The organism is Paraglaciecola sp. T6c, assembly GCF_000014225.1.
Taxonomy (GTDB): domain Bacteria; phylum Pseudomonadota; class Gammaproteobacteria; order Enterobacterales; family Alteromonadaceae; genus Paraglaciecola; species Paraglaciecola atlantica_A.
Genome location: NC_008228.1, coordinates 2695626 through 2719275 on the forward strand (window position 1 = coordinate 2695626; position 23650 = coordinate 2719275).

General features: G+C 45.9%; 15 protein-coding genes. 11 read left to right on the forward strand and 4 right to left on the reverse strand.

From position 1 onward, the window contains the following. Nucleotides 1-15 precede the first annotated feature (15 nt). Nucleotides 16-597 carry a porin family protein gene (locus PATL_RS11365; protein ID WP_011575028.1) on the reverse strand — a complete coding sequence of 194 codons (582 nt, stop codon included), beginning with the start codon at nt 595-597 and terminating at the stop codon, nt 16-18. Nucleotides 598-1139: 542 nt separating this feature from the next. Here PATL_RS11365 and PATL_RS11370 point away from each other — a divergent pair. From PATL_RS11370 to PATL_RS11400, 7 genes are all read left to right on the forward strand, one after another. After that, on the forward strand, nt 1140-2357 hold the full coding sequence (locus PATL_RS11370) for an efflux RND transporter periplasmic adaptor subunit (protein WP_011575029.1): 1218 nt from the start codon (nt 1140-1142) through the stop codon (nt 2355-2357). A 15-nt stretch (nt 2358-2372) separates the two neighbouring features. Further along, nucleotides 2373-5843 (forward strand): efflux RND transporter permease subunit, encoded by a 3471-nt coding sequence (locus PATL_RS11375; RefSeq protein WP_011575030.1) that lies wholly within the window; start codon nt 2373-2375, stop codon nt 5841-5843. Further along, nucleotides 5836-8958 carry an efflux RND transporter permease subunit gene (locus PATL_RS11380; protein ID WP_011575031.1) on the forward strand — a complete coding sequence of 1041 codons (3123 nt, stop codon included), beginning with the start codon at nt 5836-5838 and terminating at the stop codon, nt 8956-8958. The genes PATL_RS11375 and PATL_RS11380 overlap by 8 nt, the downstream gene beginning before the upstream one ends. Nucleotides 8959-9049: 91 nt before the next feature. After that, nucleotides 9050-10066 carry an aldo/keto reductase gene (locus PATL_RS11385; protein ID WP_011575032.1) on the forward strand — a complete coding sequence of 339 codons (1017 nt, stop codon included), beginning with the start codon at nt 9050-9052 and terminating at the stop codon, nt 10064-10066. A 17-nt stretch (nt 10067-10083) separates the two neighbouring features. After that, entirely contained in the window at nt 10084-10680 is a 597-nt protein-coding gene (locus tag PATL_RS11390) for an RNA methyltransferase (protein ID WP_011575033.1), read from the forward strand. A 254-nt stretch (nt 10681-10934) separates the two neighbouring features. Further along, nucleotides 10935-12158, forward strand: a complete 1224-nt coding sequence (locus PATL_RS11395) for an efflux RND transporter periplasmic adaptor subunit (protein ID WP_011575034.1) — start codon at nt 10935-10937, stop codon at nt 12156-12158. A gap of 12 nt (nt 12159-12170) precedes the next feature. Beyond that, nucleotides 12171-15239 (forward strand): efflux RND transporter permease subunit, encoded by a 3069-nt coding sequence (locus PATL_RS11400; RefSeq protein ID WP_011575035.1) that lies wholly within the window; start codon nt 12171-12173, stop codon nt 15237-15239. Nucleotides 15240-15342: 103 nt separating this feature from the next. Here PATL_RS11400 and PATL_RS11405 read toward each other — a convergent pair whose 3' ends face one another. Beyond that, nucleotides 15343-17523 (reverse strand): molybdopterin-dependent oxidoreductase, encoded by a 2181-nt coding sequence (locus tag PATL_RS11405; protein ID WP_011575036.1) that lies wholly within the window; start codon nt 17521-17523, stop codon nt 15343-15345. A 112-nt stretch (nt 17524-17635) separates the two neighbouring features. After that, nucleotides 17636-17959 carry a DUF1272 domain-containing protein gene (locus PATL_RS22470; protein ID WP_011575037.1) on the reverse strand — a complete coding sequence of 108 codons (324 nt, stop codon included), beginning with the start codon at nt 17957-17959 and terminating at the stop codon, nt 17636-17638. 143 nt (nt 17960-18102) lie between these two features. Between PATL_RS22470 and PATL_RS11410 the strand changes: the two genes are divergently transcribed. The 4 genes from PATL_RS11410 to PATL_RS11425 all read left to right on the forward strand — a co-directional run bounded on the left by PATL_RS11410 (nt 18103) and on the right by PATL_RS11425 (nt 22715). Then, entirely contained in the window at nt 18103-19401 is a 1299-nt protein-coding gene (locus PATL_RS11410; protein WP_041713724.1) for an efflux RND transporter periplasmic adaptor subunit, read from the forward strand. A gap of 63 nt (nt 19402-19464) precedes the next feature. Continuing rightward, the gene (locus tag PATL_RS11415) at nt 19465-20175 is read left to right on the forward strand and encodes an ABC transporter ATP-binding protein (RefSeq protein ID WP_041713726.1); all 711 of its coding nucleotides are present in this window, start codon (nt 19465-19467) and stop codon (nt 20173-20175) included. Continuing rightward, nucleotides 20168-21475 (forward strand): ABC transporter permease, encoded by a 1308-nt coding sequence (locus PATL_RS11420; RefSeq protein WP_011575040.1) that lies wholly within the window; start codon nt 20168-20170, stop codon nt 21473-21475. Before PATL_RS11415 ends, PATL_RS11420 begins: the two co-directional genes overlap by 8 nt. A 106-nt stretch (nt 21476-21581) precedes the next feature. Continuing rightward, nucleotides 21582-22715 carry an ABC transporter permease gene (locus PATL_RS11425; protein ID WP_232283218.1) on the forward strand — a complete coding sequence of 378 codons (1134 nt, stop codon included), beginning with the start codon at nt 21582-21584 and terminating at the stop codon, nt 22713-22715. 26 nt (nt 22716-22741) lie between these two features. On the opposite strand, the gene PATL_RS11430 is transcribed toward PATL_RS11425, so the two are convergent. Next, the gene (locus PATL_RS11430; protein ID WP_011575042.1) at nt 22742-23650 is read right to left on the reverse strand and encodes a DUF7281 domain-containing protein; all 909 of its coding nucleotides are present in this window, start codon (nt 23648-23650) and stop codon (nt 22742-22744) included.

The window sequence follows — 23650 nt, forward strand, 5'->3', positions numbered from 1 at the left end:
ACTGAGTGTTATAACTTAGAAAGTGTACTGCACGGCAACACTGGCGTAATCAACATCGCTGTCGAAGCTGTCGATTTCTGACAAAATGCCGATTTCATCACGTTCAAACTCTAAGTCAAAGCGTGTGTATTCTAAGCGCACATCCCAACCTTCAGACACAGCGAAAGATGCACCCACGCCATAAAACAAGTCATCACCGTCTGTGCTGTCATTCACACCGGCTGCGTTGATGTCAGCGTCCCACCATAACTGTCCGCCTTTAGCGTACACGGTGATATATTCGTTGACTGGCAAACCCGCTTTTAAGCCAAGTGTATAGCCGTCAACTTCGGTGTTGAACGTATCGTTACCGTACTCGCCGAAATCAATGTAACCACCTTCAATCGATACGTATTGGTTAAACTGTGTGCCGATATACACATTGGCTGCGTTATCGTCACGATCAAAGTCTTCATCTCCATCCACATCTACTAAACCATAACCGGCACCTACATAAATACCGTGGTGATCAACACCATCATTCGTCGCAGCAAAGGAAGCACCTGAAGTCATAAGTAAAGAGGTCGCTGCTAGTGTCGTAAGGGTAAATTTTTTCATAGTTTATCTCCGTATTGCTTAATCAAGAGTGTTGGTTACAAAGCAAAGCTATTCACGTTGCTGAACTAGGCTTAAACAAGTGTTATGCCAAACAAACCTTAATAATATAAATTCGATAAAATACAATAACTTAACCTTTTTTCACCATATATTAGATAGGCCTTTCACAGCGTTCGCTTGTGAACAAACTGCTTAAGTACTTGCAACTTTTACTGGCCAAAAAACAACCCGTTCGCTCGCGGTGTTCCGGTGTTTTTCATCTAACCGACAACATCGATTTGCGCATACTTTGGCTCGTGACGAATAAGTGGGGGTTTACGCCAAACTATCGCTTTTTTGACCTAACCTAAAAAATTGCAAGTCGAGAAAAGTAATATAACATACTGATTTTGTTGCAATAAAAGTTAATTTTTTACATGGCACAACTTCTGCTGTATTAAGAAAAAAACAGACCAAAGCGCTACAAAGTTTACTTAACGCGTCATCACATGGTCTTTACACACATATTTAGCATCATAAAAATAACGATACAGGGGAATAAAATGACGATTAAAACGATACCGTTTATCAGTTTTAACGCACTCACGATACTTACATTACTTATGAGCACTGCACTGCTTTCGGCTTGTGGCGGCGCAGATGCCACCAGCACTGAGCCCGAACAAGCATTGGTCATTTCAGTGCCCGTAGAAGCAGGCGCACTGCATATCGGCGAGATTTCCTCTAATTACACCACCACAGCGGTACTTGAAGCCAAAGAAGAAGCCTACGTAGTCGCCCGCGCTTCGGGCATCATCGAACACATTTACGTAGAAGAAGGTGATTACGTCACCAAAGGTCAAGTACTTGCGCAATTAGAGCCAGAGCGTTATCGCTTAAACCTCGCACGGGCAAAAGCGGATTTAATTGGCATCGAAAAAGAGTTGGCAAAAATAGACAAGGTGTATAACCAAAAGCTAGTGAGCGACGACACCTACGATAAAATTAGCGCCCAATACGCATCCACTAAGGCGACGTTATCGCTGGCGCAGTTAGACTTAAAAGAAGCCACTATCGTGGCGCCTATTTCTGGTTATATTGCCGCACGTAACGCCAAAGTGGGTAATTTAACCGAATCATTTCAACGTGCTCAAATGTTCCATATCGTCGAACAAAATGAATTACATGGCGTTGTCTACTTACCTGAAAAAGAACTATCTCGGGTGCATAAAAATCAAGCGGCAAAATTAACCTTAAGTGCATTGCAAGACAGTACGGTCACTGCCTATGTTGAGCGCATCAGCCCAGTCATTGATGCCGCCACTGGCACGTTTAAAGTGACGCTTCGTGTACCAAATGATAAAAAATTGCTTAAAGCCGGTATGTTCGCCCATGTCAGTTTGAATTACGACACCCACCAGCACGCTACTCTTATGCCTCGTAAAGCCATGCTCAGCATTGATAATAAAGTCAATGTGTTTGTTGTGAATGACGGCCTTGCCCACAAACAAGAAATTCAAGTGGGTTATCAAGAGGGTGACTATGTAGAGATACTCAGTGGCTTGAAGGGCAACGAGCATGTGGTGATTACCGGTCATCAAAATTTGAAAGACCAAGCACCTGTAGAAGTGGTTAATGCCGATTCACTTATGTTACAGGCTCGTTCACCTGTTGAAGAGCCAGTTTCTAGCACTCAAAAGCCCATTGAATTTAACGGTGATGACGCGGGCGAAGCCGCAGATACAGACACAACAGCCTCAAACGCCGATCACACTCGCTAAGTAAGGACACCTAGCATGAATATTGTTGATATAGCAGTTAAGCGCCCGGTCGCGGTGTGGATGTTCACCTTTGCCATTGTGTTATTTGGCATGGTGTCGCTGTCACGCTTACCCATTAACCTATTACCTGAATTATCCTACCCTACCCTGACTATTCGTACCGATTATGTAGGGGCAGCACCTGGCGAAATCGAACAGCTTGTCTCTAAGCCTATTGAGGAAACCATTGGCGTTGTTAAAGGCGTGCGTAAGGTCACGTCTTCATCTACCTCTGGGCAGTCCGATGTGCTGCTGGAGTTTGAATGGGGCACTGACATGGACATGGCAAGTCTAGAGGTACGTGAAAAGCTCGATACCTTAATTTTACCTTTAGACGTTGAAAAGCCTGTGTTGCTGCGTTTCAACCCAAGTTTAGATCCCGTCATGCGCCTCGGTTTCGGTATTGGCAGCACCAGTAATACCGGAAAAAACGTTGACGTCACTCAAAGCGCCGCGCTTGATGTAACTAGCATGAAACGACTGCGGGAGTACGCAGAGCAACAAATTAAGCGTAAGTTAGAATCCATCAGCGGTGTAGCGTCGATCAAAATAGGCGGCGGCTTAGAAAGCGAAATTCACGTATTGGTTGATCAACAAAAGGCCAGTCAATTAGCCATCCCCATGAGCGACATCATCAAACGCTTAAAAGAAGAAAACGTTAATGCTGCAGGCGGGCGTGTCGACGATGGCTCTCAAGCTTACACCGTACGCACCCTTAATCAGTTCACTAGCATACAAGATATGCAAAATGTGTTTGTTGCTCGACGTGACAACAAAAATATCCGCTTAGGTGATATTGCTGTTATTCAAGATGCTTATAAAGAGCGGAATTCAATTACACGGTTCGACGGGTTAGAAGGAGTCGAAATTGCCATTTACAAAGAAGGGGATGCTAATACAGTACAAGTTGCGCAAAATGTAAATGCAGAACTGCGTCAACTAGAAAGCGCATTACCGGCTAACTACAAAATACAGCTGATTTACGACCAGTCAGTATTCATTGCTAATGCCATCGACGATGTAAAATCTGCAGGCATAATAGGTGGCGTGCTGGCGATGGTGGTGTTGTATTTATTTCTACGTAATGTTTGGCCCACCCTCATCATTTCTCTTTCTATTCCTGTGTCTATCATTGCCACGTTCAACCTTATGTATGGCAACAACATCAGCTTGAACATCATGAGTTTGGGCGGTATTGCGTTGGCCATCGGCCTATTGGTCGATAACGCCATTGTCGTGCTTGAAAACATAGAGCGGCACAAGCAAACACAAAGCGATGTTAAACAGGCGGCAGCACAAGGAACGAAACAGGTATCCATGGCGATCATCGCCTCTACCCTTACCACCATGGCGGTATTCTTTCCTTTGGTATTTGTTAAAGGTATCGCCGGTCAATTGTTTGCCGATCAAGCCCTGACCGTTACCTTTGCGTTAGGAGCCTCTTTGCTTGTTGCGTTAACCGTTATTCCTATGTTGGCGGCACAAGCGCGCTCGAAACCCGCTCATGGCGACACGTCCCTAGGTGTAACGGACAGCGCTAACACGCATCAGCAACCCCCACGCCCGTTAACAAACCCCTTTTATGACACCATTGACTTGTCTGGTGCAGGTTTTGACTCTGACTTTGACCCTAGCCTTAATAACAGCTCTGGTGGTCAGGCTGGTGTTAAAAGTGGCGGCGAACCAAGTGTCACTAAACGGATCTTCGCCACTCTCGCGCTGCCTTTTGTGTGGTTATCCCGTGGGGTGTTTCATTACCTACCCCTTATTTTATCTACAGCAGTACTCATCGTATTTAGAGCGTTAGCTAAGCTTTTAGGCTTTATTTTCAAACCGCTGCTTTGGCTATTTGAAAAAGCCCTCAATTCCGTGTCTTTCTATTACGCACGCTTACTAAAACTCGCATTGCGGGCACCCGCGTTGCTGCTGGTTGGCATAGTGGCAATAGCCGCCAGCTCATTAATGTTTATTCCGCGGCTCGGTATGGAGCTCATCCCGAGTATGTCTCAGGGGGAATTCTACGTTGAAGTCACGTTACCAAGCGGCACATTGCTCAGCTATACCGATAATACCTTATCCGCATTGTCCGCCTTTACCGAGGCGCAGGACGGCGTAAAACGCACTTATTCATTGGCCGGCACTGGCAGTTTAATGAACGCGTCAGCCAGACAGGGCGGCGAAAACTGGGGCAAATTAAATGTTGTGATGCAAAGCGATGCAACAAGTGAGCAACTAAAAAGCCTACAACAGAAAATGCGAGACTACTTACGAAGACAAGCTGGGGTGCAGGCAGAGTTTGGCCAACCTGAATTGTTTAGCTTTGCAGCTCCGTTATCTATCGATTTAGTTGGCTACAACCTCACTAGCTTGGCTAAATACAGCGCAATCTTAGTAGACGCCCTACAACAAGACTCGCGTTTTAGCGATGTCACCAGCTCCCTGCAGCGAGGCACACCAGAGCTTAAAATCACCTTTGATCACGCAAAACTTGCTCAACTAGGCTTAAGTGCACCCCAGGTATCCACACTGATAAACGCCAAAGTCGGTGGTGAAGTGGCAAGCCAGTTCAATTTAGATGATCGCAAAATTGATATTCTGGTTCGCAGCCTCAACACGCAGCGTGATTCAATTGAGGATATAGGGCGCATTATAGTGAATCCTGGGGCACAGCGAGCCATTGCTTTAAATGCCGTAGCGGACTTGAGCATGTCTATTGGACCAAGTGAAATTACCCGCATCGGGCAAGAACGCGTCGCGGTGATATCTGCCAATCTCGCCTATGGTGATTTAGCCCAAGCTGTTGAGATGGCTAATCAACATATTAAAGACATGAACTTACCGTATTCGCTGCAAGCACGAGTGGCCGGTCAAAGCGAAGAGATGAAAACCAGTTTCGCGTCTTTGAAGTTTGCTCTGGCACTGGCTGTCTTCTTAGTGTATCTGGTCATGGCATCTCAATTTGAGTCGCTGTTGCATCCACTATTGATACTGCTCACTGTGCCGCTGGCATGTGCAGGCTCCATATTCGGCTTGTTTATCACTCAAACGAACATCAGCGTGGTGGTGTTTATTGGTCTTATCATGTTGGCAGGTATTGTGGTGAATAATGCGATTGTGCTTATTGACCGCATTAATCAGTTGAGGACAGAGGGCGTAATAAAGACACAGGCCATTATCGAGGCCGCCCACAATCGACTTCGTCCTATATTGATGACAACCTTAACCACTTCCCTAGGGTTACTGCCGATGGCGCTTGGGCTTGGCGAAGGTGCTGAGATGCGCATTCCTATGGCAGTCACCGTGATATTTGGCTTGCTGTTCGCAACGCTGCTCACCTTGTTCTTTATTCCGTGTTTATATGCCCTGTTTGATCGCAAATCAGATGCATTAATGGCGCAAAATGCGCAACCGACGAGCATGACAAACAAGGCGCTAGGTTATGAATAAGCCCGACATGCAACAGAATCAACAAGAGCAAGCCAAATTCGCCGCTGCAGGCGCCAGCTTAGCGGCCTTTGCTATGCGACGCCCCGTGACAATAGGAATGTTGTTCTTGTCCATGTTGTTATTTGGCATCTTGGCCTCGCAACTATTACCGCTGGAGAAATTCCCCAGTATTGATATCCCTGAAATAGCCATTCGAATTCCTTATGAAAATGCCACACCGGCTGAAATAGAGAAAATGATCACTCGCCCAGTGGAAGAAGTACTGGCCACCATGTCAGGCATCAAGCGCTTACGTTCGAAGTCAACCGAAGACGCGGCTGAAATACAGCTACAATTTGCCTGGGACGAAAACCTCAAAGCCAAGGGCATTGAAGCCAGAGAAAAGATAGACGCCATTCGCAATAACTTACCTGCAGATGTAGAGCGAATTTTGGTTTATCAATTCAATACCAGTGATTTACCTATTTTCCAGTTGAGGGTATCCAGTGAGCGTGACTTGTCAGATGCCTATGACTTACTTGAGCGCAACCTTAAAATACCCATTGAACGAGTTGCAGGTGTGTCAAAAGTTGAGTTATACGGCGTGCTTAAAAAACAGATCGCTATTCGTATAGATACCCAAAAACAAGCCAGTTTGGGTATTACCAATACGCAACTGCTCAGTGCGCTGCGCCAAGCAAACTTTGCTATGACTGCAGGCTCTTTTTACGACCTAGAACAAAAGATAACCATCAATCCACAGGGCGAATTTAGCAAAATAGAAGACATTAACGCGTTGATCATCAAAAAGGGCGTACTGTTAAGTGACATCGCCCGAATTGGCTATGAAAGCCCTAAGCGCACCGAGGGCAGACATTTAGACAGAACCTACGCCGTTGGCTTTAATATCTATAGGGAGTCAAACAGTAACTTGGTCGCGGTGTCCGATGCAGTCATGAAAGTCATTAACCACGCCGATGAGAGTCCTGCCTTTACAGGCATCACACTTTTCGTGATGGATGATGAAGCTGCAAGTGTAACCGAATCCTTGAGCGATTTACTCAATGCAGGCTTACTCGGTGCACTGCTATCCGTTATGGTGCTGTATACGTTTTTACGAAACTTAACCACAACATTAATCGTTGTTTTATCCGTGCCCTTTTCTATTTGCATCACGTTAGGGTGTATGTACTTCATGGGGTACACCGTCAACATACTGTCCATGATGGGTTTGATGCTTGCGGTGGGCATGTTAGTGGATAACGCCGTGGTAGTCACCGAGAGTATTCAACAAGAACGCAATCATTACCCTAACCCAATTGACGCCACAAAAGCAGGTGTGGGTAAAGTCAGCTTGGCAGTGATTGCAGGGACGACCACCACAGCAATAGTATTTTTACCTAACATAATTGGCGTAAAAGTGAATCTCACCATCTTTCTTGAGCATGTGGCCATCGCTATTTGTATTTCATTGTTCGCGTCTTTGCTTATCGCCCAAACCTTGATCCCCCTGCTTACTAGCCGATTATCCAGCGGCCTATCGAGCAAAACCGTGAGTGCAACTGCTCAAGCACCTGGCATGGGTAAACTCGCCAAACAATACCAACGCGTCCTTAGCTGGTCTCTAACGCACCGTGGCCTAACGTGTGTTATTGCTCTACTGATACTCGTCAGCACGGCTATTCCTATGCAGTTTGTCACTGGGGATGATGATGACGACAACAACAGTCGGTTATGGCTTAACTATGACATACAAGGCAATTACAGTTTGGCTGAGGTTGAAAAATCAGTCGACAAAATGGAAGCTTACTTGTACGCCAATCAAGATGCGTTTCAAATTGAGCAGGTCTACACCTATTTTACAGCGGGTGAAGCGACGTCAGCGCTGACCCTAAAAAATGATATGCCAGTCTCTAAAGGCGAACTAAAAGAGCGGATCCTCAAAGATATGCCTAAGTTTGCCCGCGCTCGTCCATCCTTTAAGTGGGAAGAAGGTAATGGCGGTGGTCTGCAGCTAACCTTATTAGGTGACTCTTCTGCATCCTTAAGTGACGTCGCTGAACGTGTATTACCAGCAATTAAGCGAATTGATGGCCTGACTGACGTGGGAATTGAGGGCAATAATCAGAAATTCGAACTGCAAGTGATTGTCGATCGAAACAAAGCTTATCGTTATGGCTTATCCGCCAGCGATGTTGCCAACACTATTGCCAGTGGTTTACGCGGTACTAACCTTCGTACGTTTAGAGACGCTGAAAGTGGTGAGATTGGGATACGTATGCTGTTCGATGAAGCACTGCAGGAGTCTATTACAGAACTTAGAAACCTCACCATTTCTCGCATTGGTCAGCGGACCATTACGCTAGATATGGTCAGCGAAACCAAAATCGTACCGCGCTTAGCAGAAATCCGCCGTAGTTACCGTCAAACCTCCTTGACCATAGGTGCAAATATGGAAGAGGATGTTACGCTGCAGCAAGCCAAAGAGCGTATCGAAAACGTGATGCAGTACCTCACCCTACCCGATGGTTATAGTTGGACCTTTGATGGCAGTATCGATAGACAAAACCAGAATGAAGCTGTCATGCAAACTAACATGTTATTGGCCATTTGCATGATTTACATCGTGATGGCTGCACTGTTTGAATCATTACTGTTACCCACCGCAGTCATCACCTCATTATTATTCTCACTGACCGGTGTATTTTGGGCGTTGTTTGTCACAGGCACCGCTATGTCGGTCATGAGCATGATAGGCATGCTGATATTGATGGGAATTGTGGTGAATAACGGCATTGTGCTGGTCGACCGGATCAATCAGTTGATTGGTCAGGGTATAGCAATCAATGCCGCCGTCATTGAGGCATGTTTAACCCGGGTGAGACCTATTTTGATGACAGTTGCGACCACTATTGTTGGCTTAGTGCCATTGGCACTAGGCAATACCTCTATTGGCGGTGATGGCCCGGCCTATTCCCCTATGGCGATAGCGATCATTGGTGGCTTAACCTTTTCTACCGCGACCAGCTTGGTGCTCGTTCCTCTGGCGTATGTATTACTGCTGCGCATGCGAGCGAAAACCGCACACTTAATAGAGACCTCGAAACAATGGGCGAATAAAGTCGTTAAGATTTAGCGTGGCGATGAAGCCTTTGAATTGTCATACATAAATTGAGAATTCAAAGGCTTTGGTTTAGGCTATCGAAAATTTTGCCAGTCGAGTTGCTATGATCACCCATCAGCCAAACCCTACCTATTTACCAAGCGAAGACCGCTACCAAAATATGCCTTACAAGCGTTGTGGTAAGAGCGGTATTCAACTACCCCGATTATCCTTAGGTTTATGGCAAAATTTTGGCGAAGTCGATACATACAGCAATGCTCAAGCGATGGTGCACAAAGCATTTGACTTGGGGATCAATCATTTTGATTTAGCCAACAATTATGGCCCTCCCTACGGCTCTGCTGAATCGACCTTTAGCAAGATAATAACAAAGAGCTTAGCGCCCTATCGCGACGAGTTACTGATATCCAGTAAAGCCGGTTACGACATGTGGCCAGGCCCGTTTGGTATTGGTGGCTCACGCAAGTATTTGCTTGCCAGCTGTGACCAAAGCTTAAAGCGCACGGGGCTTGAATACTTTGACGTGTTTTATTCCCATCGCTTTGACCCGGACACGCCGCTGGAAGAAACGATGCAAGCATTGGACACCATAGTCCGCTCGGGGCGTGCTTTGTATGTGGGTATTTCAAATTACAGCGCCGAGCAAACTCTACAGGCTATCGCTATTCTTAATGATTTAGGCACACCATTGTTGGTGCATCAGCCCCGCTACAATATGTTTGACCGTTGGATTGAAGAGGGTTTGACCGATGCGCTTGCAGACAACGGCGTTGGCTCAGTGGTGTTTTCCCCATTAGCCCAGGGCTTCCTAACCAATAAGTATCTTAGGGGTATCCCTGAAGGTTCACGCGCTGCACGCACTGAGCAAATCCATCTGAGCGCTGACCATATCACTCAAGACAAAATAGCAAAGGTGCAAAAGCTCAACGAAGTAGCCATTGAGCGCAATCAGAGTTTAGCGCAGCTTGCATTGGCTTGGGTACTTCACCCCCAGGCTGTGACCTCTGCAATTATCGGCGCTAGCCGAGTGGAGCAAATTGAAGACTGCGTAGCCGCTTTGAACAACCTACAATTTAGCCCAGAACAACTTGCCAACATTAACCAGATATTGGCGAGTTAATGGGAATATCGACAGAAATGCAAAATAATATTGATACTGATAGCAAAAACCAAGGCACCGCTGATGGTCAAACTGCAGACGGCAGCGAAGTTAAAAAGGACAGCGTCGCCCTGTGCATCATTAATCCTAAAAGCCCACAAAACATGGGCAGTATTCTGCGTGCAGCCGGATGTTATGGCGCTGATACCATCTACTACACAGGGGAACGCTATGCGCGCGCTCGAGCGTTCAATACCGATACTAAAAATGTCGGTTTAAACATTCCAGTTGAACAGGTCACCACACCTGAGCCGGCGCCCGGCATAGCCATGGTGGCTGTCGAATTAGTAGAGGGCGCTACGCCCTTACCTCACTTTAGGCACCCTAAACATGCATACTATGTATTTGGTCCAGAAGATGGCTCTATTGAACAAAGCGTTTTAGATAGATGCCAACATGTGGTGTATGTACCGACTAAAGGCTGCATGAACTTAGCAGCGACGGTGAACGTATTACTTTATGACCGTCTCGCCAAATCGAACAACACCCAATACGGTGACCAAGTGATTGTTGCGAGTCGAGACACCAATAATAGGACCAGTGTGCTAAATAAAGCACAATCACAGGATCAGTAAGCGCCGACAAATAGCGCATTTTATGTGCACAACAGTGGTGACGGATTACGCACAGCGGGTGTCGCACACCGCGTGTCGGTCACCGCGTATCTCGCTCTTTTCACGCATTAATCTAGCGATTACGTGGCGTTATACATAGTGAAGGCATATTAGACAGATACTTATTTTAAAGGCGCGCATAGGTTACGCGTAACATAAAGTAGTGTGTTTAAGAATAAGTTAACCGTAATAATTTCATTTTCTAGGATGAACACGTGAACAAAACTACATATTTATTTAGCAGCCTAGTACTGAGCATACTCTTTGTGCTCACCGCTTGTTCTGAACAATCAGAGGTTAAACACGAAGTCATTCGGCCCATTGCTTGGGCAAAGGTAAAAACGCATGACTTGACCCAAGTGCGCAGATTAGCCGGTGCCACTGCCGCGATTGAAAAAGCGTCACTGAGCTTTTTGGTTGGCGGTAAAGTCGATGGTGTATCGGTTAATCTAGGCCAGAAAATCACTAAGGGTCAAGTACTAGCCACACTCGACCAACGCAGTTTTAATCTTAACTATCAATCCGCTCAAGCTAAGTACGCCCAAGCTAGCTCAGCACTGAACGAAGCTGAAAACGAGTATCAGCGCTATAAAGAACTTGTTGAACAAGGGTTGGTATCAAAGTCTGGTTTTGACAACGCAGAAGCAGCGTATAAATCAGCCCTAAGTAACGTTGAAGTCGCTAAAAGTCAGCTTGAACTAGCCACCAAAGACAGACAAGACAGTACCCTTCAAGCCCCCTACGATGGCGTTATTACTAAACGTATGATTGAGCCATCGCAGCAAATTTCTCCGGGACAAAGCGTATTTGAAGTTGAAGGTCACGGCGGTCTTGAAGTTCATGTGTCAGTACCTGAGAGTTTAATTCAACAATTATCCAACGGTATGATTGTTCCTGTGCGTTTCCCTGCCGCGCCAAATGTTGAACTAACGGGTGTTATCACCGAAGTGGGTACCCGAGCTGAGACCGCAAATGCATTCCCTATCACTATGGTATTAAACGGCAGTTCACCGCAACTGCGCGCTGGAATGACGGCTGAAGTAGACATCACCTATATCAATGAGACATATGAAAACGCCTTGTCCCAAGTAGGAGATGGTCAAAGCACTGAGGGCCAATCTGCCGATACCCAAAGTGCTAAAGGCAAGAACCTTGGCGGTCAGATGAATGGTGCAAATGTAGCGGCGAAAAAAACCATGATCATTCCTGTGTCTGCGTTAGGTGCGGGCTTGAATCAAACTAAGTACGTATTTGTTTATGACGACGCTACGCAAACCGTGTCAAAACGAGACGTAGTGGCCAGCAACATTTTGGGTAATGAGGTCTTTATCGCAAAAGGCCTCAAAGCGCAGGAAATTATCGCTATCGCGGGCGTGTCCTTTCTGCGAGATGGTCAGAAAGTGACCTTGCTCGATGCCAATGTAAAACGCTTCAACTAACGGCTGAGCACTATGAATCTTACGGAATTTTCTTTTAAACATCAGAAATTGGTACTGATGATCGTTGCTATTTTACTCATCAATGGCGTCATCTCCTACTTCACCCTGCCTGCACGTGAAGATCCAAGCATCACTATTCGTGAAGCAATTGTAAGTACTGCGTACCCTGGTATGTCGCCTGATCGTGTCGAGCTATTGATCACCAAAACACTAGAGGAAGAAATCCGCAAAATACCCGAAGTGGAAAAACTACGCTCGTCTTCCTCTACCGGTTTATCCGTTATTCACGTAGAAATATACGACCGTTACTTTAACTTAGATGCAATATGGCAAGACGTGCGCAACAAGGTGGCGCAAGCACAAGCCTCACTTCCAGAAGGAACCAGCGCTCCTTATGTGAATGATGAGTTTGGCGATGTATCAGTACTGACATTGGCACTCACCGCAGATGGTTTTGACTTAAGTAAGATGTTCGACATTTCAAAGCACACCCGGGATACCTTGTATGCGGTAAAAGGTACGAAAAAAATTGAATTACTAGGGGTACAAGATGAGCGCATTTATTTAGAAACGTCTAACGCGAAACTCTCTCAGCTAGGCATTTCTCCCAATGCATTAATGAGCGCACTTCAAACCCAGAATATCATTAGTTCGGGCGGACAAATCGACACGGGCTTATTGTCTTTTATCATTGAGCCTACGGGCAACTTTAGCAGTCTAGAAGACTTAGCAGAAACGTACATAACCATTCCAGGGACCCAAGAGTCAATTGCGCTTAGCGATATTGCCACACTTAATCGAGGCTATGTTGACCCGCCAGATGACTTAGCCTACTTCAATGGCGAGCAAGCCATTGTTTTCGCCATTTCTATGTTGCCTGAATACAATATATTGGAGTATGCCCCTCGCCTCAAAGCCGCCATTGAACAACTTGAAAGTTCTCTGCCTGTTGGATATCAACTGCATATCGCCACGTACCAAGCCGAGCAAGTGGAAAAAACCGTTCAAGGTGTGTCTATGAACGTACTACAAACGCTCATTATCGTGTTGATTGTGGTGGTGCTCTTCTTAGGCATGCGCACTGGTCTAATCGTTGGCACGATAGTGCCATTTGTCATGCTCTCGACTTTAACTATTATGCAAGTTTTTGACATTCGTTTAGAGCGCATGAGTCTGGCCACGCTCATCATCGCCTTAGGTTTGCTGGTGGATAATGGCATCGTTATCGCTGAGGATTTTAAGCGACGTTTAGAAGATGGCGAAGAGCGTTTCAAGGCCATGACCCAAGGCGGTAAAGAACTTGCGGTACCTTTACTCAGTTCATCCGCCACGACTATTTTGTTTTTCTTACCCCTGATGCTCGCTGAGCACGTTGCCGGAGAGTACACGCGTTCGGTATCCTTGGTTATCTTGATCACTTTATTGACCAGCTGGGTGCTGGCGCTATGCGTTACACCACTGTTGTGTTATCACTTTATCAAAGTGGATGAGCCTCAGGGTGGCGCTGATGCACTGGCTTCAAAGAAAGTTACAGAGCGTTACGAATCGTTCTTGCACGTGATCCTGCGCTATAAATTGCTTTTTATGGGCACGCTATTCGCACTATTAATCGCGTCGGTATTCGCCATGAAAGTGATACCAAAACAGTTTTTTCCAGAATCTGATCGTAATCAATTGATCGTTAACATCGATTTACCCAGCGGCACATCTGAGCGACAAACTAACACCCAAATACGCAATATCATGGATTGGCTTGATAATGATTCAGGTTATGACTTTATTGAAAGCCATTCTGCTTATGTTGGTTTCAGCGGGCCACGATTTGTATTGTCTCTAAGTCCTGAGGATCCCGCCGAGAATAAAGCCTTTATGGTGCTTAATATCAAACCAGAGAACGACATCGCCGCGTTAGCTATTAAGCTTGATGAAGATCTCGAAAAGCATTTCGTCAACATCTCTGTGCGGGCTAAAAAGATGTTCTTGGGCCCGTCTGACTCAAAAACGATTAAAATCCAAGTTAAAGGCCCAGACAAAGACGTCATTTATCAAAAAGCCCAAGAGGTCATGGACCTGCTCTATGATGTGCCAGATACCCGGGACATCCGCAATGACTGGGAAAGTATGATTGCTAAAATTGAAGTGCGGGTTGACCAGCAACGTGCTCGCCGCGCATCAGTTACCTCACAAGACATCGCTAATTCTTTGCAAGCGTATTTCTCTGGTGCATCGGTCACAGAGTTTCGAGAAGAAGATGACATCATCCCTATCATGTTCAGGGCCAGTGATGCTGAGAGGCACAACCTAGACCGTTTACGCTCATTGAATGTGTTCTCTCAAGCCACGGGCAAGGCTATCCCGCTGTTTCAGGTAGCTGAGTTTTCACCGGTAAACCAATACTCGATTATTCAGCGCGAAGACATGTTTACCACTGTCAGTGTTGAGGCCAGAAATAGCCGTATGGCTGCAGAAGATTTAAAAGCAATAATCGATGCAGATATTCAAAAATTGGCCGCTGAGCTGCCGCTAAATCATCACATCGAATACGACGGTGTGATCGTGCAATCACAAGAAGCACAACAGGCGCTTAGCGCAAGCATGCCAATGGTATTAGGCTTGATTCTGATTTTGTTAGTGGCGCAATTTAACTCATTTAGGCGTGCAGGCATCATTGTATTAACCATGCCTCTGTCCTTTATCGGAGCGGTACTGGGCTTAAGCGTTATGTTTGCACCGTTTGGTTTTATGGTGACCTTGGGCTTGTACAGCTTAGCGGGGATTATCATCAATAATGCAATTGTGTTGATTGATAGAATTGATATTGAGCGACGTGACGGTGCGTCTGATTACGATGCCATAGTGAACGCCTGTATTACTCGGGTCCGGCCTATTGCGATGACCACCATTACTACCGTGGCGGGCCTACTGCCATTGATACTCAGCCACGACCCACTTTTTTATGGCATGGCGTGTGTGATTGCTTTTGGTCTCGCTGTGGGCACGGTGCTGACGTTAGGCGCGGTACCTGTGTTGTACGCTGGATTTTTCAGGGTCTCCCAGGAAGAGTCGGCCAACGCCGTTTAAACAAGTCCCTCATAGGTATAAAAGTAAGAGGAATGCTTAATGTGAACAAAAGGACCGGCTCACGTACCAGAATAACGTGAGCCGGTCTTTTTATATCTAGCAATTATACTGGTGGGCTTTCAAGCGCAGCAATGGTCACTGGCACGCCATTAAGCACTGCATTGCCAGACAATTCATCGAGGCACATTTCATCGGTCAAATCGTTGACACTTACGCCACTGTTTTGCTCAGCTAACGACCAGCTACTACCCGCTTTATTGTGACCCCAGCCATGAGGGATAGAAATCACGCCAGGCATGATCTTTTCAGTTAGCTCAGCGGCAATTTCCACTTGGCCTACCCTGGATGTAACAGTGATAAACTGCCCATCTTTAATATTAAACCGTGCTGCATCATCTGGATGTATTTGCGCACTGCAACGGGGGTTTTGGCCTTTTTGATTGCTCTTCACGCCTTTCATCATTCTTGGGCTGTTATGTAGCCAAGAGTTATTTGATTTCAAGTGACGGCGACCAATCAAATCTAACGTAGCTGCTGAACGAGCATTTAGGGGAGACGAATCGCTGAAAAAATGGTGCTCAACTCTAGGCAAATCAGCCATGAAGTAATCAAACGCCATGCTGATTTTTTTGTCTGTGTGATAAATAGCCCCGGGTAACTCAGGTTGTAAAGGGCCTAAGTCGATGCCGTGAGGCTGATCGCGCAAGGTTTGAATACTAATATCGTGCTCGCCATTGGCGTAACGACCGGATTTGAGCATGTCGTCCACCACCCCAGTAGGCTCTTTTTCCCACAGTTTGGCATAATGCTCAGTGGCTTTACCATTTAGGTGATCGATGCGCTCTGCTAGGCCAAGGTATATTTGCCAATCTGTTTTGGTATCCGCTGGTTGGCTAAATAATGCAGGTGAAAATTTCGCACTGTTACGCACCGCGAAATTATGAAATACCACGTCGTAATGATCCCGCTCTAGAGCGGTGACGGGTGGCAAAATAATATCCGCGTGGCGACTGGTTTCGGTAATGTAGAAATCTACCGCCGCCACAAACTCTAGTTGCTCAAAGGCCTTATCTAGCTGTTTGCCATTTGATGTGGTGAGTACCGGGTTGCCCCCACCTATCACCATGGCTTTAATTTGCCCATCCCCTGGGGTGGTGATTTCTTCTGACAATGCAGCGACAGGATATTCCCCCGCAAAGGCTGGCAACTTACGTACGCGCGAGCTGTACTTACCCATGGTGCCACGCCCAGAGTGAGGTAAAGTATCTGCCGCTGGTTGGGTGAACATCATACCGCCTCGGCGGTTGAAGTTACCGGAAAGCATGTTGAACAACATAATAAGGTACTGAGTCAACGTGCCAAAGACTTGCACACTCGCGCCCATTCTGCCGTAACAAAAAGCCGACTTTGCTGCGCAAAATTCACTCACCATCGTCTCTATTTCTTCGCTGCTTATCCCTACTCTCTTTGCCACTCGCTCTGGTGAGTACGATTCTACATATGCTTCAACTTGCAGTAAATCCGGAGCGTGCTCTAGTAGCTCTCCAGCATCCACTAAGCCTTTGGCAAATAGCGTATGTAACATGGCTAACATCAGCAATACATCACTACCTGGTTTAATAAAGTGATGGTCGCAGCTTATATCTGCCGTTTCTGATTTTTTAGGATCGATCACCACCACCTTGCCGCCACGTTTTTGGATCGCTTTCAAGCGACGTTTAATGTGCGGCACGGTCATGATACTGCCGTTTGAAGCAAGAGGATTACCACCTATGATCATGAAATAATCGGTGTGATCAATGTCACCAATTGGAATTTGCAGCTGATGCCCAAACATCTGTCGACTCACAATATGATGAGGCAATTGATCAACAGAGGTCGCAGAATAGCGATTATGGGTGTTCAAGGCGCGATAGAAATACGGACCAAATAAGATGCTGCCCATATTGTGGGCATTTGGGTTACCTAGGTAGACCCCAACTGCATCTTTACCGTGCTTATGTTGAATGCCATGTAATTTTTCGGCGACCGTATCTAGTGCTTCTTCCCAGCCAATAGGTTCAAAGCCTGAGGCTGTTTTACGCATAGGTTGGCGTAAACGTTGTGGATCGTCGTATAAATCTTTAAGGGCAGCCGCTTTAGGGCATACGTGACCTTCGCTAAAGGGGTTCTTTTTGTCCCCAGCAATGGAGATAATTTCACGTTCCACTGTGGTCACTTCAATGCCACACATGGCTTCGCATAGGGTACAGGTTGAAAAGTGTTTTTGCGGCTGTGCTTGCATCACAACGTTATCCTTTAATTTACGTAAACAGAACGTTATAGATTTAACATCTTATACACAAGCATCATCGAAATTTATTAATCAGTCCTTCAGGCCTTGCTGTATGAGGTTCTCATCTAAACTCGGGGCCGAGTCCTTTGAGCATACTTAACAGTAATTTGTGTTTCTTCAGATCAACAGGTTTATGAATTATCTCGCTACTCGCGGGGTATTGCTCTAAACAATTATGATTAACGAAGTTACGGCTAGGGCGGATCGGCCGATGGGTTAAACCGCCTGCACAATTAGGGCATACATTTGACAATATCTGTTCAACACACACTGCACAAAAGGTGCATTCGAATGAACAAATCATGGCATCTTTGGCATCAGGTGGTAATGCTTTGTTGCAGTGCTCGCACGTAGGACGTAGGGCTAACATAATGTTTATTCTCATCCTTTTTTCAAAATGTAAGTAATTGTTATCAAGTTGTATAGACACTCAGGCGCAATTAATTTACCCTTGTGAAACAAGACGTTAAAAGGCTTGGGTCAAGGTGTAAATGTACTCGTCTATGGCGAATGTCTCAAGGAACATAATTGAATATAACCGATACAAGTGCACAGGATACCGTGCTCGAAAAACCTTCTTCTAAGAAAAGCCTATGGGTTGTCGTCGCTGTTCTGTTTCTGTGCGCAGCGCTTATTTATGTATTTTGGAGTACGGTACGTAACTGGTCGTCTGCGGATACCAGTCTGTCGATGCGAAATGTGCGGGTAGCCACAGTGACCGTAAAAGACTTTGTACGAGATTTATCCGTTCAAGGTCGTGTTGTTGCCGCCGTTAGCCCTCGTCTTTATAGCCCAGCGCAAGGCACGATCACCTTTGAAGTTGATGCCGGTGACAAAGTAATGAAAGGCCAATTATTGGCAACTATTGAAAGTCCAGAATTAACTAATCAGCTCAAGCAGGAAGAATCTAGCTTACAACGTAATAAGCTGGAATTAGACAGACAACGGATCCAAGGCAAAAAACTCGCCCTAGAGAAACAAAAAGCCGCGGATTTGGCCAAGGTTGCCACCGTAGCAGCAGAGCGTGAAAAGCGCCGCGCCGATAATGCCTATGCCACCCATGCCATAAGTCAAATTGATTTTGAAAAAGCCCAAGACGATTTAAAAAATGCGCAGTTGGTGCTCAAGCATGCATTGCAAGACGCCAGCTTAGATCAAGAAAGCCTCGACTTTGAGTTAAAAACCCAGCAGTTATTGGTACAACGCCAAGCGTTACAGGTATCAGAAACTAAGCGCCAAGTTGATCAGCTTCAAGTGCGCTCTCCTGTGGATGGCATCGTTGGCAACCTTGCGGTGCAACAGAAAAATCAGGTTAGTAAGAATCAACCGATTTTAAGTGTGGTGGATTTATCCGAATTTGAATTAGACGTTGATATCCCCGAGAGTTACGCAGACGACTTAGCAATCGGTATGGATGCACAAGTCAGTTTAAACTCTCAACAATACGCCGCTGTTTTAGTGACTATTTCCCCCGAAATTGAGAATAACCAAGTTGCCGGGCGTGTGCGTTTCGCCAAAGAAAACCATCAAGGCGAAGCCCTAAAGCAACCAGAAGGCCTAAGGCAGAATCAGCGACTGAGCACAAGAATACTCATGGAAAACAAGTCATCTGTGTTAACCCTACCCCGTGGTCAATTTTTACAAAGTGACAATGGTCGCTTTGCCTATGTCATTAAAGACAATATGGCATTACGCCAGCCGATTACGATAGGTGCGCGCAGCTTAAGTGAAGTGGAAATACTGGCCGGTTTGACCGAGGGTGACCAGGTTATTATCTCTTCAACCGACGCCCTCGATGGAGCTGAATCAGTGCTGTTAGCACGCTAGATTCACCAGTTCGTTGACACCACTGTCTATATGCGATAAACAACAATAACAACAAGGTGAAGTATGTTAGCAATGAATAATATTGGTAAGGTCTTTACTACTGATGTAGTGCAAACCCATGCACTCAAAGATTTTACTTTACAGGTCAACGAAGGGGATTTTTTGGCTGTAACCGGTACTTCAGGCTCAGGTAAAACCACATTCTTAAACGTGGCAGGTTTGCTCGAAACGTTCGATAGTGGCGAATACACTCTTGATGGGCAAGATATTCAGGGCTTGACCGACCGTCAGCGCAGTCAATTACGCAATGAAAAGATAGGCTTTATTTTTCAAAGCTTTAATCTAATTCCCGATTTGAATTTATTTGATAATGTAGACGTGCCTCTGCGCTACCGTGGCTTTAATACTGCCCAGCGTAAGGAGCGAATATTGAATAGCTTAGAGCGAGTTGGCTTAGGCAAGCGTTTAAAACATTTCCCTGCTCAGTTATCAGGTGGTCAGCAACAGCGAGTCGCTATCGCACGGGCGCTAGCAGGCTCACCACGATTTTTACTGGCCGATGAGCCAACAGGTAATCTAGACAGTGAGATGGCAAAAAGTGTGATGGCGTTGCTACAAGAAATCAACCAAAGTGGCACGACTATTATCATGGTCACTCACGACCAAAGTTTAGCCCAGCAGGCTCAGCGACAAATAGTGGTGCGCGACGGCCGTGTGTGTGACTCAAGTACATCAAGCACTTCGCCCCAAGCAGATAGCGTACAACGTGTTTAGCTATTACTGCCGCTTGGCAATAAACAGTATTTTTCGCTCTAAAATACATAGCGCGTTAACCATGCTAACCATTGCCTTGGGGATCGCAGCTTGCACTATTACACTAACGCTTGTTACTAGTATGTCAGCAAACCCAATAGCCCATAAAAGTGCACAATTATTTCGCGTTCAACTGGATAATTGGGATCCGAATCAAGCCGCTGTGGCGCCCAACCTTCCCCCCGAACTTGTGACCTGGACAGATGCCAATAATATCGTACAGGCAAAATACGCTAAGCGGCAAAGCGCCAGTGCCATTACTTGGGGTATGGTGAACCCTGCAAAGCAAGGTTTAACACCTTTTTTGGCGGTGATGCGCGTGACCAGTAAAGACTTTTTCCCTATGTTCGATGTGCCGTTTATTTACGGTGCGGGCTGGGATGAAAGTGCCGAGCACAATAATGATTACGTGGTGGTTCTGAGTAAAGAGACTAACCAACGGGTGTTTGATGGCGCTAACTCCGTGGGGCAAACCTTGACCATGCTTGGTGCCACCTTTACGGTTGTTGGCGTTTTAGACGACTGGCATCTTTCACCGAAATTTTACGACATGTCTTACGGTGCATTTAGCGACCCTGAAGAGATGTATCTCCCGCTGGGTTTGAAAGCGGAATTCGAATTGCCCCACGGCGGCATAACCAGTTGTTGGAAGGCGGTGGAAAGTGAGCGCTACGATGCATTTTTGAATTCAGAATGCGTCAATTTTCAACTTTGGGTGGAGCTTGATGATCCTAACGAGCTGTCTAAATTCAGTCTCTTTTTGACAAACTACGTCGAACAACAAAAGTCTCTGGGCCGCTTTCCGCGCCCGCTTAACAATCGCTTGTTAAACGTAGAGCAGTGGCTTGATTACAAACAAGTGGTTAAACAAGATGTGCAAGTCATGTTTTGGCTGTCGTTAATGTTTTTGCTGGTTTGCCTGATCAATGCTGCAAGTTTACTCAGTGCAAAGCTACATGCCAAGCACAGTGAAATAGGCCTGCGCCGAGCCCTTGGTGCTAATTTTGGCCAAATTGTTATGCAGTATTCACTAGAAATTATATTAATAGGTTTTTGTGGCGGCGTATTGGGTGTCTTTTTAGCAGTAGTTGGCTTGCAAGGTGTTGCTGCACTTTATGCCGGATACGGCCATTTAGTTCACTTGAATATCACCATCGCCAGCGGTGTGATTGCATTAGCAGTGTTAGGCACTATCGTAGCCGGCCTTGTCCCCGTGTATACAGCGTGCAGGCCGATGCCCGCTATGCAAATCAAGCAATAAGCAGATCATGTAGATGAACGTATTTCTTAATGTAGGTCCAATCTTTCGCGCCTTAACCCGGCAGCGTTTCAGCGCTATGTTAGTTGTCTTTCAAATAGCAATTACCATGGCTATCATCACTAATGGTTTAGCAATAACTTGGGATCGTTTCAGTCATATTGAACGCCATACTGGTATTGATGAGCAGCACACCTTCTTTTTGACCAGCTCTGGTTTTACGCGAGACTTTAACCCTAGGGCGACAATTGAAAATGACTTGAGGCTTATTCGCACCACTGATGGTGTGATTGACGCAGTGCAGACTAATTCGTTTCCTCTGTCTGATAGCGGTAACTGGTATGAATTACAAACCAGCACCGATAAAGACGCTGCGCTCATCCCTGCAGCTAGTTACAAGTTTGATGAGCATGGTATTAACACCTTTGCTTTAACGCTAGTGGCCGGCGAAAATTTCAATGAGCAAGATACCCTATGGCTTAACGAGGCGGACAGCAAATGGCCAAGTCACGTATTGATCAGTAAAGCCACAGCGACGGCATTATTCGGTGAGTCAGATTGGCAACGTGCGGTAGGCAAAACAATATATGTCAATCAAAGCACGCCTATTGTGGTCAAAGGCATAGTCGAACAACTGCATGCGCCTTGGGTTGAATGGCAGCACGTTGAAAATAGCATTATCTCCCCTGCCCGAGTGACCCATAACTCAGCACGCTATGTGATCCGTACCCATGCCAATAGACTAGATGATCTGATGCAAAGCCTTTCAGCAACACTCGCTAAAGAAAACACTCAGCGCGTCATACGTAAAATAAAGAGTATTCAACAAGCTAAAAACGAAATTTATGCCGCAGACATTGCGACTGTGAGCATTCTATTAGTCGTGATTATTGTATTAGCGTTTGTGACCGCCATGGGCGTAGCAGGCTTGGCCAGTTTTAATATTGATAAGCGACGCCAGCAGATTGGTATACGCAGAGCCCTGGGGGCAAATAAACGACAAATTTTGCAGCATTTTATGCTTGAGAATGCATTGCTTTGCGCCATTGGCGCTGCTCTTGGCGTTGTGCTCACCTTGGTGTTAAACATCTTTCTTGTTTCACGGTACGCACTTACCCCCTTGCCTATTTTCTATTTACCGCTAGGCATATTTATCATCTTTGTGATCAGTCAATTAGCGGTGATTAGACCCGCAGTGCGCGCAATGAGCGTATCACCCGCCATGGCGACCAGAAGTATATAATTTATTGGCTGATCAATGGATATTACTCAACACGGATAAAGCACCAATGCCGTTTGATACATCATTTGCTGGCGCAGGCCTGCACGCTGCTGCTGCATCACCGACAACAAATGTTGCCATTGTTGTGGGCAGTGCAGCGATAAATTTGCTAGAAATTTGAGTTGTACATCTGGGTAATGTTGTTTAACTAAATGTGATGTTAGCCAATCTACTTCTGGCAGCAAAAGATGGGAATATTGGCCCGATACCGCAATGCGCATGCCTGCTAAATCGAAATCGCCAAAATAAATCCTTGGGCAACGGGGACGCGCGTGTTGCCAATGTTCGAGTAACGCCTTAGTACTGCTGCTGTGTTCACTGTCACCACGGTAAATAACCAAAAGCTTAGTTAGTTTTTGCGTCACCTGCCCTTGAAAGCGATGCCAATCATTAAAACTATCGCGGTTTTCGATGACCAGCAGGTTGTCGAAATCCGCTAAATTCAGCCTAGCTAAATCCAGTTCTACATTAACTTGCTCACACGGGTAAAACTGCTGATTAAACGCGTTGAGTGTTTGCATGTCATTTGATAACAAAGGCGCTTGATGAGACAGCGCACACAGCACTAACGATTGCGTGGGTTTTATTCGCCCTTGCTTTTCATCTGTGCTTTTTAAGGCTGCACTTTGATGTATATCCTCACTAAAATCAGCAAAAATATCCTCACCCACACTCAGCAAATAATTGTCGCGTATGGCCTCAATGCCATGACGAGTAAAACGGAAGTGCTTTTGCTTATTTAACCATTGCCCAGGCTGAATAAATTCTTGCTCGCACCAGGCCATAATATGGCTGACTGTGGCTGTTTTGCTGGTGCGGGTCTGCTCATCATGCAATAAAGCAAAGTACTGTTCTTTGAGCAGCAGCTTGGCCTTAGGCATCAATGAGTCAGTCAT